16 protein-coding genes and 1 tRNA gene are annotated in these 16,019 nt (G+C 67.7%); 14 read left to right on the top strand and 3 right to left on the bottom strand.

Translation table 11 applies throughout. The features are described 5' to 3' along the window. Positions 1 to 94: 94 nt before the first annotated feature. Together WS66_RS28810 and dprA are read right to left on the bottom strand one after the other, a co-directional pair. The gene (locus tag WS66_RS28810; RefSeq protein WP_059607521.1) at positions 95 to 475 is read right to left on the bottom strand and encodes a thioredoxin family protein; all 381 of its coding nucleotides are present in this window, start codon (positions 473 to 475) and stop codon (positions 95 to 97) included. A gap of 36 nt (positions 476 to 511) precedes the next feature. Continuing rightward, a complete protein-coding gene (gene dprA / locus WS66_RS28805; RefSeq protein ID WP_082729060.1) occupies positions 512 to 1,786 on the bottom strand; it encodes a DNA-processing protein DprA in 1,275 nt (424 codons plus the stop codon). 229 nt (positions 1,787 to 2,015) lie between these two features. On the opposite strand from dprA, the gene def reads away from it, so the two are divergent. The 14 genes from def to WS66_RS28735 all read left to right on the top strand — a co-directional run bounded on the left by def (position 2,016) and on the right by WS66_RS28735 (position 14,760). Then, on the top strand, positions 2,016 to 2,519 hold the full coding sequence (gene def / locus WS66_RS28800) for a peptide deformylase (RefSeq protein ID WP_059607517.1): 504 nt from the start codon (positions 2,016 to 2,018) through the stop codon (positions 2,517 to 2,519). A 34-nt stretch (positions 2,520 to 2,553) separates the two neighbouring features. Next, entirely contained in the window at positions 2,554 to 3,546 is a 993-nt protein-coding gene (gene fmt / locus WS66_RS28795) for a methionyl-tRNA formyltransferase (RefSeq protein WP_059607514.1), read from the top strand. A 110-nt stretch (positions 3,547 to 3,656) separates the two neighbouring features. Beyond that, the gene (locus tag WS66_RS28790) at positions 3,657 to 4,298 is read left to right on the top strand and encodes a LysE family translocator (protein ID WP_059607512.1); all 642 of its coding nucleotides are present in this window, start codon (positions 3,657 to 3,659) and stop codon (positions 4,296 to 4,298) included. Between the two features lie 100 nt (positions 4,299 to 4,398). Beyond that, positions 4,399 to 5,256 carry a zinc metalloprotease HtpX gene (gene htpX, locus WS66_RS28785; protein WP_006485774.1) on the top strand — a complete coding sequence of 286 codons (858 nt, stop codon included), beginning with the start codon at positions 4,399 to 4,401 and terminating at the stop codon, positions 5,254 to 5,256. Between the two features lie 175 nt (positions 5,257 to 5,431). After that, the gene (gene rsmB, locus WS66_RS28780) at positions 5,432 to 6,820 is read left to right on the top strand and encodes a 16S rRNA (cytosine(967)-C(5))-methyltransferase RsmB (RefSeq protein ID WP_059607552.1); all 1,389 of its coding nucleotides are present in this window, start codon (positions 5,432 to 5,434) and stop codon (positions 6,818 to 6,820) included. Beyond that, positions 6,817 to 7,407 (top strand): DUF4390 domain-containing protein, encoded by a 591-nt coding sequence (locus WS66_RS28775; protein ID WP_059607510.1) that lies wholly within the window; start codon positions 6,817 to 6,819, stop codon positions 7,405 to 7,407. Before rsmB ends, WS66_RS28775 begins: the two co-directional genes overlap by 4 nt. Continuing rightward, positions 7,397 to 9,811: a sensor histidine kinase EsaS gene (gene esaS, locus WS66_RS28770; protein WP_059607507.1), complete on the top strand. Its 2,415-nt coding sequence runs from the start codon at positions 7,397 to 7,399 to the stop codon at positions 9,809 to 9,811. Before WS66_RS28775 ends, esaS begins: the two co-directional genes overlap by 11 nt. Beyond that, a complete protein-coding gene (gene esaR, locus WS66_RS28765) occupies positions 9,812 to 10,513 on the top strand; it encodes a response regulator transcription factor EsaR (RefSeq protein WP_059607505.1) in 702 nt (233 codons plus the stop codon). It begins immediately after the preceding gene. 60 nt (positions 10,514 to 10,573) lie between these two features. After that, positions 10,574 to 10,649, top strand: a tRNA-Phe gene (locus WS66_RS28760). 351 nt (positions 10,650 to 11,000) lie between these two features. Continuing rightward, on the top strand, positions 11,001 to 11,735 hold the full coding sequence (queC, locus tag WS66_RS28755) for a 7-cyano-7-deazaguanine synthase QueC (protein ID WP_059607503.1): 735 nt from the start codon (positions 11,001 to 11,003) through the stop codon (positions 11,733 to 11,735). Between the two features lie 75 nt (positions 11,736 to 11,810). After that, entirely contained in the window at positions 11,811 to 12,443 is a 633-nt protein-coding gene (gene queE, locus WS66_RS28750; RefSeq protein ID WP_059468636.1) for a 7-carboxy-7-deazaguanine synthase, read from the top strand. Positions 12,444 to 12,461: 18 nt separating this feature from the next. After that, the gene (gene queD, locus WS66_RS28745; protein ID WP_044847357.1) at positions 12,462 to 12,914 is read left to right on the top strand and encodes a 6-carboxytetrahydropterin synthase QueD; all 453 of its coding nucleotides are present in this window, start codon (positions 12,462 to 12,464) and stop codon (positions 12,912 to 12,914) included. A 296-nt stretch (positions 12,915 to 13,210) separates the two neighbouring features. Next, on the top strand, positions 13,211 to 13,996 hold the full coding sequence (locus WS66_RS28740) for an HpcH/HpaI aldolase family protein (RefSeq protein ID WP_059607501.1): 786 nt from the start codon (positions 13,211 to 13,213) through the stop codon (positions 13,994 to 13,996). Then, positions 13,993 to 14,760, top strand: a complete 768-nt coding sequence (locus WS66_RS28735) for a tetratricopeptide repeat protein (protein ID WP_059607500.1) — start codon at positions 13,993 to 13,995, stop codon at positions 14,758 to 14,760. Before WS66_RS28740 ends, WS66_RS28735 begins: the two co-directional genes overlap by 4 nt. Before the next feature lie 110 nt (positions 14,761 to 14,870). On the opposite strand, the gene rodA is transcribed toward WS66_RS28735, so the two are convergent. Further along, on the bottom strand, positions 14,871 to 16,019 hold the full coding sequence (rodA, locus tag WS66_RS28730) for a rod shape-determining protein RodA (protein WP_059607498.1): 1,149 nt from the start codon (positions 16,017 to 16,019) through the stop codon (positions 14,871 to 14,873).

Raw genomic sequence — 16,019 nt, 5'->3', positions numbered from 1 at the left:
AGCGGCTCATCATAGTGGGGGGCCGCAATGGCGGCAAGCGCCCGGCGTGGCGGCACGCGCGACGGCGCGAAAAGCTGCCGGGCTGGCGTGCGGCTTACGCCTCGACATTCAGGATATTGCGCAATTTCGGTGCATGCGGCGCGTCGGGCACGGCGCTCAGGTCGGACAGCATCCGTTCGACGATCGCCGCGTGCGGCAGCACCGTGCCGAAGAAGCGCGCGGTGTTCGCGTCCTCGATCAGGATCGTCGGGAAATTCTCGACGTCGAGATCGTCGAGCCGGTCGGCATGGGTTTCGACGTCGATCCACGCGAAGCAGGCCTCGGGATGGGCGTCGGCGAGTTGGTCGAAGGCCGTTCGGTACTCGCGGCAGGTGCCGCACCATTCGGCGCACAGGCAGGCGACCAGCAGCGTGTCGGGATCGGCGAGGCGCTCGGCGATCCGATCGGCATCGGTGTCGAGATTCAGCGCGGGCATGGAATTCCTTGAGTAGCGTCGGCGGCACGGCCGCCTCTATGCGGGGGACTGTAGCACGCCGGACGCGGGCGGGGTGGGCGTTGCGTCAAGCCGCGCGAAGCGTCCGCCGGGCATGCTCGCAACGCGGCCGGCCAGTTCGAGCCCGAGTAGCGAGCGGTGCAGCGCGTCGTCGGGCAAGCCGGTGTGCTCGGCGAGCCACTCGTAAGTAACGGGGCCGTATCCCAGTGCGGCGAGCACGGATCGTTCGGCCGGGTTGTCGGTTGGCGTGCCGTCGATCTCGGCGGGCGCAGCGGCCGGAATGGCGGAACCCGCTTTCCCGATGTGCTCGCCCGCGCACTGCCCGGCGGTGTCGGTCGTTCCTCCGTTATCGGGGCGCGAACGCAAATTCGCCGCGCGGCCGGCGTGAGCAGCCGGTTCGCCCAACCCGTATTCCTCAAGCACGTCGAGCGGCGTTGCGGTGAGCTTCGCACCGTCGCGGATCAACGCGTGGCAGCCCTGCGCGAGCGGCGCGTGGATCGAGCCCGGCATCGCGAACACGTCGCGGCCCAGCTCGTTCGCGAGCCGCGCGGTGATCAGCGAGCCGGAGCGCGGCGCGGCTTCGACGACGAGCGCGCCGAGCGCGAGCGCAGCGATCAGCCGGTTGCGCTGCGGGAAATGTGACGCCCGCGCGGGTGTGCCGAGCGGCCATTCGGAAACGATCGCGCCACGTGCGGCAATCTCGTGCGCAAGGGTGCGGTGCCGAGCCGGATAGACGAGATCGGCACCCGTCGCGATCACCGCGACCGTGCCGGCGCGGCCGTCGAGCCCGCCGCGATGTGCGGCGCCGTCGATGCCGAGCGCGAGACCGGAGACGATCACGAGGCCCGCATCGGACAGCGAATGCGAGAAGCGCGTGGCGTCTGCGAGCCCCTGCGGCGTTGCATGGCGGCTGCCGACCACGGCGAGCCCGCGTCCGTGCAGCAAGTCGAGCCTGCCCTTTACATATAGCAGCGGTGGCGGATCATGCAGGTCGCGCAGCCGCGGCGGATAGACGGGATCGTTGAGCGTGACGATCGCGTTGCCCGGTGTATCGAGCCATGCCAGTGTGGCGTCGGTGCGCGCATCGAGGTCGTTCCGCTCGCTGGTGCGCACTGCCCGCGCGGTGGCAGCGCTGCTCGCCGCACCGATGGCCTGGTCGGACGCGCGCAGCAGCGCCGTCGGCGAGCCGAATGCATCGAGCAGCGCACGCAGCACGGCGGGCGAGAGTCCCGGCGCGTGTGAGAGCTGTAGCCACGCACGCAACGCGGAGGTCGTCAGCGCTTGCGGCGACATGAGGTTCCCCTCGAATGCGGCGGCCAGCGAACCGCGTGGCGCCATGATAAAATTTTCATCATCCGAAATACTCGACAGGGCCGCGCGCGCGAGCGTCCGGCCAATTGCAGGGGGCAGACCCGCGGCGTTGACATGCCGCGCGTCCGCCTCATCTTCATTGCATCCCGGCGGCGGCGCCAGCCGGCCGGATGGCCGATGCGGCGCGCCGCTCCACCGAATACCGAACACCATGGCTTTGCTGAACATTCTTCATTACCCCGACAAGCGGCTGCACAAGGTCGCCAAGCCCGTCGACAAGGTCGACGACCGGATCCGCAAGCTCGTCGCCGACATGGCCGAAACCATGTACGCCGCGCCGGGCATCGGCCTGGCGGCGACGCAGGTCGACGTGCACGAGCGCGTGATCGTGATCGACGTCTCCGAGGAGAAGAACGAGCTGCGCGCGTTCATCAATCCCGAGATCATCTGGTCGAGCGACGTGAAACAGATCTACGAGGAGGGCTGCCTGTCGGTACCCGGGATCTACGACGAAGTCGAGCGTCCCGACCACGTGCGTGTGCGTGCGCTCAACGAGCAGGGCGAGACCTTCGAACTCGACTGCGAGGGCCTTCTCGCCGTGTGCGTGCAGCACGAGATGGATCACCTGATGGGTCGCGTGTTCGTCGAATACCTGTCGCCGCTGAAGCAGACCCGTATCAAGACGAAGATGAAGAAACTCGAACGCGCGATGTGACGCGCGTTTGCCCAGACCGATCCCGAACGCTGTCATGACCCATACGTTGCGCGTGATTTTTGCCGGCACGCCGGAATTCGCCGCGGCCGCACTCGCCGCGATCCACGAGGCCGGTTTTCCGGTGCCGCTCGTGCTCACCCAGCCCGACCGTCCCGCCGGGCGCGGGATGAAACTGCAGGCGAGCGCCGTGAAGCGCTATGCCGTCGAGCACGGAATGTCCGTCGCGCAGCCGGCGTCGCTGCGCCGCGCGGGCAAGTACCCGACGGAGGCGGCCGACGCGATCGAGCTGCTGCGCACGACACCGCACGACGTGATGGTGGTCGCCGCATACGGCCTGCTGCTGCCGCAGGAAGTGCTCGACATTCCGCGCGCCGGCTGCATCAACATCCACGCGTCACTGCTGCCGCGCTGGCGCGGCGCCGCGCCGATCCATCGCGCGATCGAGGCCGGTGACGCCGAGACGGGCGTCACGCTGATGCAGATGGACGCCGGCCTTGACACCGGCGCGATGATCGACGAAGCGCGCGTCGCGATTGCGGCCGACGATACGACCGCGACGCTTCACGACCGGCTGGCCGCCGACGGCGCGCGCCTGATCGTCGACGCCCTGGTGCGGCTCGAGCGCGACGGCGCGCTGCCCGCCACCCCGCAACCGGCCGACGGCGTGACTTACGCGGAAAAGATCGGCAAGCACGAAGCGGCGCTCGACTGGCGCAAGCCGGCCGACGTGCTCGCGCGCCAGGTGCGCGCGTTCGACCCGTTCCCGGGCGGCGTCGCGATGCTCGACGGCACGGCAATCAAGCTGTGGGCGGCCGAGCCCGCCGCGGCGCGCGGCGGGAATGTCGACGCGGCGCCCGGCACGATCGTCGAGGCTTCGCCGGAAGGCTTGGTCGTCGCATGCGGCGGCGGCGCGCTGCGCGTCACGCAACTGCAGAAGCCGGGCGGCAAGCGGCTGCCCGCGCGCGAATTCCTGGCCGGCTCGCCGCTCGCCGCGGGCCAGCGCTTCGCGTTGCCCGGCGGGCTGTGAGCGTCATTCGACCCGACATGCCGGTCGTGCGCAATTGGCCGGATGGCCGAGTCGCACGGCGCGGCAGGCGCGCGTAGAATTTCCCTGCGCTTTCCGATTTCGAGGTTTTCATGCTTGGCATCACCCATTTCGGCTTCTTCGTGCTCGCGGTTTTCCTGCTGAACGTCACGCCCGGCCCCGATACGGCGTACATCGTCGGCCGCAGCGTCGCGCAGGGCCGTGGCGCGGGGCTGATGTCCGCGCTCGGCATCTCCGCCGGCTGCTGCGTGCACGCGCTTGCGTGCGCGTTCGGCCTGACCGCGCTGCTCGCGGCGTCGGCCGCCGCGTTCATGGTGATCAAGCTGGTCGGTGCCGCTTACCTGATCTATCTCGGCGCGCGCATGATCCTCGCGAAGCAGGCCGCCGCGCCGGCAGGCGCCGAGGCGGCGCGGGCCACGGCCGCGAAGCCGCTGCGCCAGCTGTTCATGCAGGGTTTCTGGACCAACGTGCTGAACCCGAAGGTCGTGCTGTTCTTCGTGTCGTTCTTCCCGCAATTCGTGTCGGCCGACAGCCCGCACAAGGCGCTGGCGTTCCTCGCTCTCGGTTCGGTGTTCCTCGTGATGAGCACGGTCTGGAGCTGCATCGTCGCGTGGGTCGCGGGCAGCGTCACGCAGCGCTTTTCCGGCAAGCCGGGCGTCAGGAAGTGGCTTGACCGCACGGTGGGCAGCGCCTTCGTCGGCCTCGGGCTGCGGCTCGCAGCGACGCAACGCTGAAATTGAATTTTTCCGGCAAGACCTTATCTAACAAATCGCTTACAATTTTCCGCCGTGCATCGTAATGTGCGGCGGGTCCCCTGACGGATAAGGAGTGGGTATGTTCAATTGGGTCAAAACGGCGATGCTGATGGCCGCGATCACGGCCCTGTTCATCGTGATCGGCGGCATGATCGGCGGCTCGCGCGGCATGACGATCGCCCTGCTGTTCGCGCTCGGCATGAATTTCTTCTCGTACTGGTTCTCCGACAAGATGGTGCTGCGCATGTACAACGCGCAGGAGGTCGACGAGAACACGGCGCCGCAGTTCTACCGGATGGTGCGCGAGCTCGCCACGCGTGCGAACCTGCCGATGCCGCGCGTCTACCTGATCAATGAGGACGCTCCGAACGCGTTCGCCACGGGCCGCAACCCCGAGCACGCGGCGGTCGCCGCGACGACGGGCATCCTGCGTGTGCTGTCCGAGCGCGAGATGCGCGGCGTGATGGCGCATGAGCTCGCGCACGTGAAGCATCGCGACATCCTGATTTCGACGATCACCGCGACGATGGCAGGCGCGATTTCGGCGCTGGCCAACTTCGCGATGTTCTTCGGCGGTCGCGACGAAAACGGCCGTCCGGCCAACCCGATCGCGGGGATCGCAGTCGCGTTGCTCGCACCGATCGCCGGTGCGCTGATCCAGATGGCGATCTCGCGAGCGCGCGAGTTCGAGGCCGACCGCGGCGGCGCGCAGATCTCGGGAGATCCGCAGTCGCTCGCCACCGCGCTCGACAAGATCCATCGCTATGCGGCCGGCATCCCGTTCCAGGCGGCCGAAGCCCATCCGGCCACCGCGCAGATGATGATCATGAACCCGCTTCACGGCGGCGGTCTGCAGAATCTGTTCTCCACGCACCCGGCGACCGAGGAGCGCATCGCGCGCCTGATGGAGATGGCGCGCACCGGCCGCTTCGACTAAGTCGCGTCGCGCTCGACACATCACCCCGCATGCCCCGCGCTGCGGGGTGTTTCATTTGTGCGCCCCGTAAAGGGGCCGCATGATCGCACGCTACAATGCGCGGTTTGGAATCGCGGCGGCCATGCGGCCGCAGGGTTCCCGCCGCTCGCGGCACCCGTTTGCCGATTTTGCTCCGATGACACGAACCCGCTCCTCCGCTCAGTCTTCCTCCGGCCGCGCCGCGCGCCTGCCCGCGCTGCATCTCGCGCCCGATTCGCTGGGCTTCGCGCTCGACGCGGCCGCGCAGGCCGTCGATGCGGTGCGGCGCGGCACCGCGCTGCCGGCGGCACTGGCCACGGTGTTCGCGCAGATGCCGGCCGGCGCGCAGGCGCTGGCGCGCGGCGCGACGCAGGACGTCGCGTACCGGACGATGCGTCGTCTCGGCAGTGCGGATTGGCTGATCGGCCGGCTGGTCAGCAAGGCGCCGGCCGCACATGTGCATGCGGTGCTCGCCGGTGCGCTTGCGCTGCTGCTCGATCCGGAGGACGCGGCCGCGTATCCGGCATTCACCATCGTCGACCAGGCCGTCACCGTGATCGGCGCACGGCGCGAATTTGCGTTCGCGAAGGGGCTGGTCAACGCCGTGCTGCGGCGTTTCCAGCGTGAGCGCGACGCGCTCGTCGCGGCGATGCAGAACGATCCCGTCGCACGCTGGAATTACCGCACTTGGTGGGTCGATGCGGTGAAGCATGCGTGGCCGGAAGCCTGGCAGACGATTCTTGCGGCTGGCGAGCGCCAGGGTCCGCTGACGCTGCGCGTGAATGCGCGCCGCGCAACCGTCGATGCGTATCTCGATACGCTGCGCGCGAGCGGAATCGAGGCGACCGGGATCGGTCGCCATGCGGTGCGGCTCGCGTCGGCGCTGCCGGTTGACCGCATTCCGGGCTTTGCCGACGGCGTGGTGTCGGTGCAGGATGCCGGTGCTCAGCTTGCGGCCGAATGGCTCGGTGCGCGCGACGGCATGCGCGTGCTCGACGCGTGCGCGGCACCGGGCGGCAAGACCGGGCATATCCTCGAGCTGGCCGACGCCGAAGTCGTCGCACTCGAAAGCGACGCGACGCGCGCGGCGCGCATCGGCGAGAACCTCGCGCGTCTGTCTCTCGCGGCGGACGTGCGCGTGGGCGACGCGGGCGCGCCGGACGCGTGGTACGACGGCCGTCCGTTCGACCGCATCCTGGCCGACGTGCCATGCTCGGCGTCCGGCATCGTGCGTCGTCATCCCGACATTCGCTGGCTGCGCCGCGAAGCCGACATCGCCGCGCTCGTCGCGGAGCAGCGCCGCATCCTGACAGCGTTGTGGCCGCTCGTGAAGCCGGGCGGCGAACTGCTCTACGTGACCTGTTCGATCTTCCCCGAGGAAGGTGAGTTGCAGGCTCGCTGGTTTGAAGCGGCCTGTGAAGATGCGGTACGATTGGACGCGCCCGGCCAACTGCTGCCGTGCGGCGTGCACGGCGGGGCGGCCGGCGCACTCGACCAGAACACCGATCACGACGGATTTTTCTACGCGCGGTTTCAGAAACGGTGACGATCAAACACCTTTTTCCACTTCGGCTCGCGGCCGTCCTGCTGGTCGCGTTGGCGCTGTGCCTGACTGTCGTTCGGCCGGCGCGTGCCGAGTCGATCGCCGTGCAGCGCGCATCGCTGCAGGCTGACGGAAGCGGCTGGAGCCTCGATGCCCGCTTCGATTTCGAGCTGAATCCGAACCTCGAGGATGCCGTCAACAAGGGCATCCCGCTTTACTTCACGACCGATTTCGAACTGGGCCGCGCGCGCTGGTACTGGTTCGACGAGCAGCCGGTGTCGGTGTCGCAGACGATCCGCCTGTCGTTCCAGCCGCTCACGCGCGAATACCGCGTGTCGACGGGCGGGCTGCAACTCGGCTTCCCGTCGCTGAAGGATGCGCTCGCGGTCGTCCGGCACATCACGTCGTGGCACGTGATCGACCGCAACCAGGTGCGCGCCGGCGAAACCTACACCGCCTCGGTGCGGATGCAGCTCGATACGGCGCTGATGCCGAAACCGTTCCAGGTCGACGCGGTGAACAACCGCGACTGGACGCTCGGGTCGGACTGGAAGCGCTTCACTTTCACGGTGACCGAACGTGCTAAATAAAGTGCGCCGCGCGGCCAGCGGGAAGAGCCTCCTCGTTCGTGTGATCGTCTCGACCGTCGCGCTCACGGCGCTGCTGCTGCTCGTGCTGCTCGCGGCCGCGAGCGCGAACACCGAATTCTTCGACCGCTACTACTCGTGGCTGTACGCGATGAACATCATCGTCGCGCTCGTGTTCCTGCTGGTGGTGCTCGGGCTGATCGGGATGATCGTCGTGCGCCTGAGGAAGGGCAAGTTCGGCACGCGGCTGCTCGCGAAGCTCGCGGTGTTCTTCGCGCTCGTCGGCGTGGTGCCGGGCGGGATCATCTACATCGTGTCGTACCAGTTCGTGTCGCGCAGTATCGAGTCGTGGTTTGACGTGAACGTCGAGACCGCGCTGACCGCCGGCCTGAACCTCGGCCGCGGGATGCTCGACGCGTCGCTGTCCGACCTGCAGACGAAGGCGCGGCTGATGTCGGACCAGCTCGCGAGCGTCGATGCGAATACGAACGGCACGACACTCACGCTCTTGCGCCTGCGCGACCAGTTCGGCGTGCAGGATGCGACGATCGTCGAGCCGAGCCGCGGCGGCTCCGGCGCGGCGCCCGACCTGCACATCGTCGCGCAGGCGTCGGGCAATTTCGCCGCGCTGATTCCGGACGACCTGCCGACTCCGCTGATGCTGAGCCAGGCGCGCGAACACGGCGCGTACGCGGCGATCGAGGGCGAGGTCGACGGCGACCCGCGCGCGCACGGCGCGAAGGGTGCGCTGCGGCTGCGCGTCGTGCGGCCGATACCCGATGCGACGACGTCGCTGCTGCAACCGGCGGAGCGATTCCTGCAGCTCACGCAGCCGGTGCCGCCCACGCTCGCGCACAACGCCGACGCGGTACAGCGCGCGTATCGCGAATATCAGGAAAAAGCGCTCGGCCGCACCGGGCTGCGCAAGATGTATATCGGCACGCTGACGCTCGCGCTGTTCCTCGCGACCTTCATTGCGATGATGCTCGCGCTCGCGCTCGGCCAGCAGCTCGCGCGGCCGCTGTTCCTGCTCGCGCAGGGCACGAAGGAGATCACCGAAGGCGACTACACGCCGAAGCGCGAGATCAAGTCGCGCGACGAGCTCGGCTTCCTCACGCAGTCGTTCAACGCGATGACGCGCCAGCTGTCCGAGGCGCGGCAGGCGGTCGAGAAGAACCGGATCGCGCTCGAGCATTCGAAGACGTATCTCGAGAGCATCCTCGCGAACCTGACGGCCGGCGTGTTCGTGCTCGATCGCCAGTTCCGGCTGACGACGGCCAACCGCGGCGCCGAGCGGATCTTCCGGCAGCCGTTCGGCGCGATGATCGGCACGGCGCTCGACCGGATCGGCGTCGTCGCGGAATTCGGTGCGATGGTGCGCAAGGCGTTCGCCGATCGCGAAGCGGCTTCGGACGGCGGCAGCGGCGATCGCGGTCACTGGCAGCAGCAGTTCGCGATCGAGGTGCCGGGCGAAGCCGATCCGCTGACCTTGCTCGTGCGCGGCACACGCCTCGTGTCGACGGTCGAGGGCGAGGCCGACGATCCACAGACGTCCGGCTACGTCGTCGTCTTCGACGACATCTCCGACGTGATTTCCGCGCAGCGTTCGGTCGCATGGGGCGAGGTCGCGCGGCGGCTCGCGCACGAGATCAAGAACCCGCTGACGCCGATCCAGCTGTCGGCCGAGCGGTTGCAGATGAAGCTGTCCGACAAGCTCGCACCGCCCGATGCGGACGTGCTCAAGCGCGGCGCGACGATGATCGTCAACCAGGTGGCCGCGATGAAGCGGATGGTCGACGATTTCCGCGAATATGCGCGCACGCCGCCGGCGGTGCTCGCGAACCTGCAGCTGAACGAACTGGCGAGCGAGGTGCTCGGGCTGTATGGTGTCGGCGAAGGCAAGAGCGCGATCGTCGCCGAACTCGCGCCGTCGCTGCCGGTGATTCGCGGCGACGCGACGCAACTGCGCCAGGTGATTCACAACCTGCTGCAGAACGCGCAGGACTCGGTCGCGGAAGTCGCGCATCCGCGTGTGTTGATCGAAACCAAGACAGTAGAATATGGCGACCCCGACGCCGAGGGCAAAACGCGCGTCGCGGTCCGTCTTACCGTGTCCGACAACGGGCCCGGTTTTCCGGCACGCATCCTGACCCGTGCGTTCGAGCCTTACGTGACGACGAAGGCGAAGGGCACGGGGCTCGGGCTGGCCACGGTCAAGAAAATCGTCGACGAGCACGGCGCGCGGATCGATCTGCGCAATCGCATGCACGGCGAGACCGTCGAGGGTGCGCAGGTGTCGATCCTGTTCCTGCAGATGGCGAGCGATACGCCAGGCGCCGAATCCGGCGCGCAGGGCGGGACGGCTCCCGCCAAGACAAAAGCAAGTATGCAGACAAAGGCAGCGTAAATGGCAACCATCCTGGTGGTAGATGATGAAATGGGCATCCGGGAATTGCTCTCGGAGATCCTCAGCGATGAAGGACATGTCGTCGAGGCGGCGGAGAACGCGCAGGCCGCGCGGGAATACCGCCTGAATCAGGCGCCCGATCTCGTGCTGCTCGATATCTGGATGCCCGATACCGACGGCGTCACGCTGCTCAAGGAATGGGCGGCGCAGGGCCTGTTGACGATGCCCGTGATCATGATGTCCGGGCACGCGACGATCGACACGGCCGTCGAGGCGACGAAGATCGGCGCACTCGATTTCCTCGAGAAGCCGATCGCGCTGCAGAAGCTGCTGAAGTCCGTCGAGCACGGTCTCGCGCGCGGCGCGGCGCCGGTGTCCGTCAACGCGGCCGCGAAAGCCGGTGTCGGGCAAGCATCGGGGCAGGCGGCAGTCGCATCCGCGGCCGCGCTGCCGACGCTCGGCGACGACATGGCCACGGCGCTCGGCCTCGCGGGCCAGACGGCCGCGATTCCGTTCGACATTCCGTTGCGCGAAGCGCGCGACGCATTCGAGCGCGCGTACTTCGAATATCACCTCGCACGCGAGAACGGCAGCATGACGCGCGTCGCGGAAAAGACGGGCCTCGAGCGCACGCACCTCTATCGCAAGCTCAAGCAACTCGGCGTCGAGCTCGGCAAGAAACCGTCCGAAGGCGCCGCATAAAATATTTCGCGAAAACTCTTGCTCAGGAACGAATAGCTCGATATACTTTCATTCTTCGTTGGCCCGGTAGCTCAGTTGGTAGAGCAGCGGATTGAAAATCCGCGTGTCGATGGTTCGATTCCGTCCCAGGCCACCAGCATTTAAAACCCCAAGAATCGGAAGGTTCTTGGGGTTTTTCGTTTGTGGTGGGTATTGCGTGTCGTGGGCGGCGTGCCCGGCAGCATTCGCCGGGGCATGATAAAATCCGTGCCTGCTCAATGACTTAGCGCATCGCTTCATGCGCATGGCCGGTCGCCCGTGGCGCGCCTGCCGTGGTGCGCGGCAACGATGCCGCGCGATGAGCGGTATAAGCGCGCCGCCGCATTCGCGGCCGACCGCGCTGCCTATACTGGTCGGGCCGGCGCAGGCCGGCCGCGTCGGGCCGCCCGGCGGCAGCCGGCCTCGGGGCGCAGTGCGACGCGAGCCTACACATTCACGGAGTATCACGGTGATTCGGACAGACGCTAAAGACGGCGCGCTCGTGTTGTTTTCCGGCGGGCAGGATTCCGCCACGTGCGTGGCCTGGGCCCTGGAACGCTACCAGACGGTCGAGACGCTCGGCTTCGATTACGGCCAGCGTCATCGCGTCGAACTCGAGTGTCGCGAAGGCGTGCGCGAAGCGCTGAAGCGCAAGTTTCCGGCGTGGTCGGACCGCCTCGGCGACGATCACATGATCGATCTGTCGGTGCTCGGCGCGATCAGCGATACCGCGATGACGCGCACGATCGAGATCGAGACCTCGGCGAACGGCTTGCCGAACACGTTCGTGCCGGGCCGCAACCTGCTGTTCATGACGATCGCGGCCGCGATCGCCTATCGCCGCGGTCTGCGCGTGCTGGTCGGCGGAATGTGCGAGACCGATTTCTCGGGCTACCCGGACTGCCGCGACGACACGATGAAGGCGCTGCAGGTCGCGCTGAACCTCGGCATGGACACGCGTGTCGTGCTCGAGACCCCGCTGATGTGGCTGGACAAGGCGCAGACCTGGCAACTCGCCGAGCAACTCGGCGGGGAGGCACTCGTCGAACTGATCCGCGTCGAGACGCACACGTGCTACGTGGGCGAGCGCGCGGAACTGCACGACTGGGGCTTCGGCTGCGGCGAATGCCCGGCCTGCAAGCTGCGCAAGCGTGGCTACGAGGCTTACCTGAAGGGCGAGCGGGTGACCGAAGCGCCGCTGTGACGCGGGTGCGTCGGCGGCGCTGGATGAATAACGGATTCTGATCGACAACGAGCGGCGCAAGCCGGACGAAGCACGATGACTTACGCGGTCAAGGAAATTTTCTACACGTTGCAGGGCGAGGGCGCGAACGCGGGCCGTCCGGCCGTGTTCTGCCGGTTCGCCGGCTGCAATCTGTGGTCGGGCCGCGAAGAGGATCGTGCGGACGCCGTGTGCCGTTTCTGCGATACGGACTTCGTCGGCACCGACGGCGAGAACGGCGGCAAGTTCAAGGACGCCGAAGCGCTCGTCGCGACGATCGCCGGCCTGTGGCCGGACGGCGAAGCGCATCGCTTCGTCGTCTGCACGGGCGGCGAGCCGATGCTGCAGCTCGACCAGCCGCTCGTCGACGCGCTGCATGCGGCAGGCTTCGAGATCGCGATCGAGACCAATGGCTCGCTGCCGGTGCTCGAGACGATCGACTGGATCTGCGTGAGCCCGAAGGCCGACGCGCCGCTCGTCGTCACGAAGGGCAACGAACTGAAGGTCGTGATCCCGCAGGACAACCAGCGGCTTGCCGACTACGCGAAGCTCGATTTCGAGTATTTTCTCGTGCAGCCGATGGACGGCCCGTCGCGCGATCTCAATACGAAGCTCGCGATCGACTGGTGCAAGCGGCATCCGCAGTGGCGGCTGTCGATGCAGACCCACAAATATCTGAACATTCCCTGAGCCACGGCTTTTGACATCGTGCTGATTACCCGAAAACTCGAATTCGACGCGGGCCACCGCATTCCCGATCACCGCAGCCAGTGCCGGAACCTGCACGGCCATCGCTATGTGCTCGAAGTCACGCTGCGCGGCGATCTCGTCGATACCGAGGGGGCGCCCGACCGCGGCATGGTGATGGATTTCGCCGACGTGAAGGCGCTCGCGGTCGAGCACCTCGTCAACAAGTGGGATCACGCGTTCCTGGTCTACGCGCGCGACGAAGTCGTGCGCTCGTTCCTCGAGCAGATGGCCGACCACAAGACCGTCGTGCTCGACCGCATCCCGACCGTCGAGAACCTCGCGGCGATCGCATTCGACATCCTCGCGAACGTGTACGACGCGCACTACGGTGTGAACCTGCGCCTGGAACGTGTGCGTCTGTACGAAACGCCGAACTGCTGGGCCGACGTCGAGCGCCAGCCCGGCCGCTGATATTGCCCTTTCGGCAGCCTCGCCAACCGGTGCGGGCTGCCTGCCACCGCGCCGTGCGGCCTCGTCCGGCGCCGCTTTCCACCTGCTTCCACATTCCGCGTAACGCCGCGCTATGATCGTTGCGTGGCACCGGAAAACGCATCCGCGCGACCCGCGCTGTCAGATCGGCCGCCTACGTCCGACCAACGTTCAGGGCCCCGGTCCGGTGCCGCCGTGCATGGCGGCCCGGCGTGTTACGCCCGCTTTGCTTGTTGCTTGTCCCGTTCGATTGCCGTTCCGTCCAGGAGGCCGTATCGATGAGCACGCTCACCAATTCCCTCAAACAACGTCTGCACGACGGCGACGAGCCGCTGTACGGCCTGTGGCTGTCGCTCGGCAGCGATTCGGTCGCGGAAGCGCTCGCGCACGCCGGCTACGACTGGCTCTGCATCGACATGGAGCACGCGCCGAACGACAGCCGCGACGTCGCGTCGCAACTGCGCGCGCTGGCGGCGGCGCACCTGCCGAGCGAGCCCGTGGTGCGTGTGCCGGGGCGCGAGCCGTGGCTCGTGAAGCGCGCGCTCGACGCCGGCGCGCGCACGCTGATGTTCCCGTGCATCGAGACGCCCGACGAGGCCGCGCACGCCGTGCGTCTCACGCGCTTCCCGTCGCCGGATTCCCCCGACGGGCTGCGCGGCGTGGCCGGCATGGTGCGTGCGGCGGCGTTCGGCATGCGCCGCGATTACCTGCAGACGGCGAATGCGCAGGTCGCGGTGATCGTGCAGATCGAATCGGCGCGCGGCATCGATGAAGTCGAGCGGATCGCCGCGACGCCGGGCGTCGACTGCCTGTTCGTCGGCCCGGCCGATCTGGCGGCGAGCCTCGGGCATCTCGGCGACAGCCGCCACCCGGACGTCGAAACCGCGATGGCGCGCGTGCTCGCGGCCGGCAAGCAGGCCGGCGTCGCGGTCGGCATCTTCGCGAACGATACGGCAACCGCGCGTCAGTATCGCGAGGCTGGCTACCGGATGATCACGCTGTCGGCCGACGTGAGCTGGCTGCTGCGTGCGACGCGTCAGGCGCTGCAGGAGGTGCGGTCATGAACGGCAGCGACGGCGCGGGGTCCGGACGCGTGCGGCGTACGGCCGGCGTATGCGGGCGCATCGGCGCGATGCTCGGGCTGTGGGCCGTGTGCGTCGCGGCGGTCGCGCAGAATGCGCCGCATGCGAAGCCGGACCCGGCGCGCGAGACGCAGTCGGCGGTGGCCGACTACAACGCCGGCGACTATCGCGCGGCGCTGGTGCAGTTCCACGACGCGGCCGAACGCGGCGACCGCCTCGCGCAGTTCAACTACGCGATGATGCTGCTCACCGGCGTCGGCGTGACCGCGAACGTCGACGAAGGGCTGCGCTGGCTGAAGCGGGCGGCCGACGCGAATATGTCGCATGCGCAATACGTGTACGGGCGGATGTTCGACGACGGTGAGTTCGTCGCGCGCAATCCGGCCGAAGCGCACCGCTGGTTCCTGCGTGCGGCGAAGCAGGGGCACGTGCAGGCCGAGCTGTCGCTCGCGAACCAGTTCCTCGACGGGCGCGGCACGCAGCGCGACAACCGGCAGGCGTTCGCGTGGTACAAGCAGGCAGCCGACGCGGGCGAGCCGACCGCGCAGTACGTGACCGCGTCGTTCTACGAGCGCGGCGGCGACGGCGTCACGCAGAACCTGAACATCGCGCGCGCGTATTACGCGGCCGCGGCCGCGCAGGGCGACGAGACGGCCGGGCTGAAATTCAAGGAGCTGAGCGCGCGCCTGAAGACGCAGGAGCCGGCATCGGGCGCGGACCATGGGAACCCGCGCGCGACGCCGTAGTGAGCGGGCGGCACGCACTGCATTCGACCTGCCCAATGAAAAACGGCGCCTCGTGCGCCGTTTTTCATTGCCGCGACTGCTCCGCTGGCGACTGCGTGTCGTGCGCGGCGTCAGCTCTTCATCAGCCGCCGCTGTCGCCCGATGCTCATGATCATCCCGATCGCGATGCCGAGCGTCGTGAGCGCGGTGCCGCCGTAGCTCATGAACGGCAACGGCACGCCGACGACGGGCAGCACGCCACTCACCATCCCGATGTTGACGAACGCATAGACGAAGAACGCGAGCGTGAGCGAGCCCGCGAGCAGACGGCCGAATAGCGTCGCGCCCTGCGCGGCGATGTAGAGCCCGCGCGCGATCAGCGCCATGTAGAGCGTCAGCAGCACGAGGCCGCCGACGAGCCCCCATTCCTCCGAGAACACCGCGAAGATGAAGTCGGTGTGTTTCTCCGGAATGAATTCGAGGTGGGCCTGCGTGCCCTTCAGGTAGCCCTTGCCGAGCACACCGCCCGAGCCGATCGCGATCACGGCCTGGATCGTATGGAAGCCCTTGCCGAGCGGGTCGGAGGTCGGGTCGAGCAACGTGCACACACGGTGCTTCTGGTAGTCGTGCATCAGCGGCCACTGCACTTCGGGCTGGCAGATGCGCTCTTCGAACACGGCGATCGAGCCGACCGCGATCACGCCCGCGACGAGCACCGGCACGATCAGCTTGAATGACAGGCCGGCGAGGTAGATCACGAAGAAGCCGGCCGCGAACACGAGCAGGCCCGTGCCGAGATCGGGCTGCTTGGCGATCAACCCGACCGGCACCATCAGGATCCCGAACGCGGCGACGAAGTCGTACCAGCGCAGCCCGCCTTCACGGCGCTGGTAATACCACGCGAGCATCAGCGGTGTCGCGATCTTGAGGATTTCCGACGGCTGGATCACGACGCCGACGTTCAGCCAGCGCTTCGCGCCCTTCTTGGTCATCCCGAACAGCGCGACCGCGACCAGCAGCGCGACCCCGAACGAATACAGCGGGACCGCGAAGCGCATCAGCGTCGTCGGCGGAATGTTGGCGATCACCCACATCAGCACGAACGTCAGCAGGATGTTGCGCAATTGGTCCTCGACGCGGCCCGGCATGTCGATCGACGCGCTGTACAGCGTGACGATGCCGACGCACAGCAGCAGGAACACGATGAGGGCGAGCGGGCGGTCGAAGCCCGCGAACATCTGCTTGATCTTGTCGAGCCAGGCGCGCTTGTCGAATTGCAT

Origin of the sequence: Burkholderia sp. LA-2-3-30-S1-D2 (assembly GCF_001523915.2) — a bacterium.
Taxonomy (GTDB): domain Bacteria; phylum Pseudomonadota; class Gammaproteobacteria; order Burkholderiales; family Burkholderiaceae; genus Burkholderia; species Burkholderia diffusa.
Note: the sequence above shows the minus strand (reverse complement) of the source record. Positions and strands in the feature narration are given on the sequence as shown.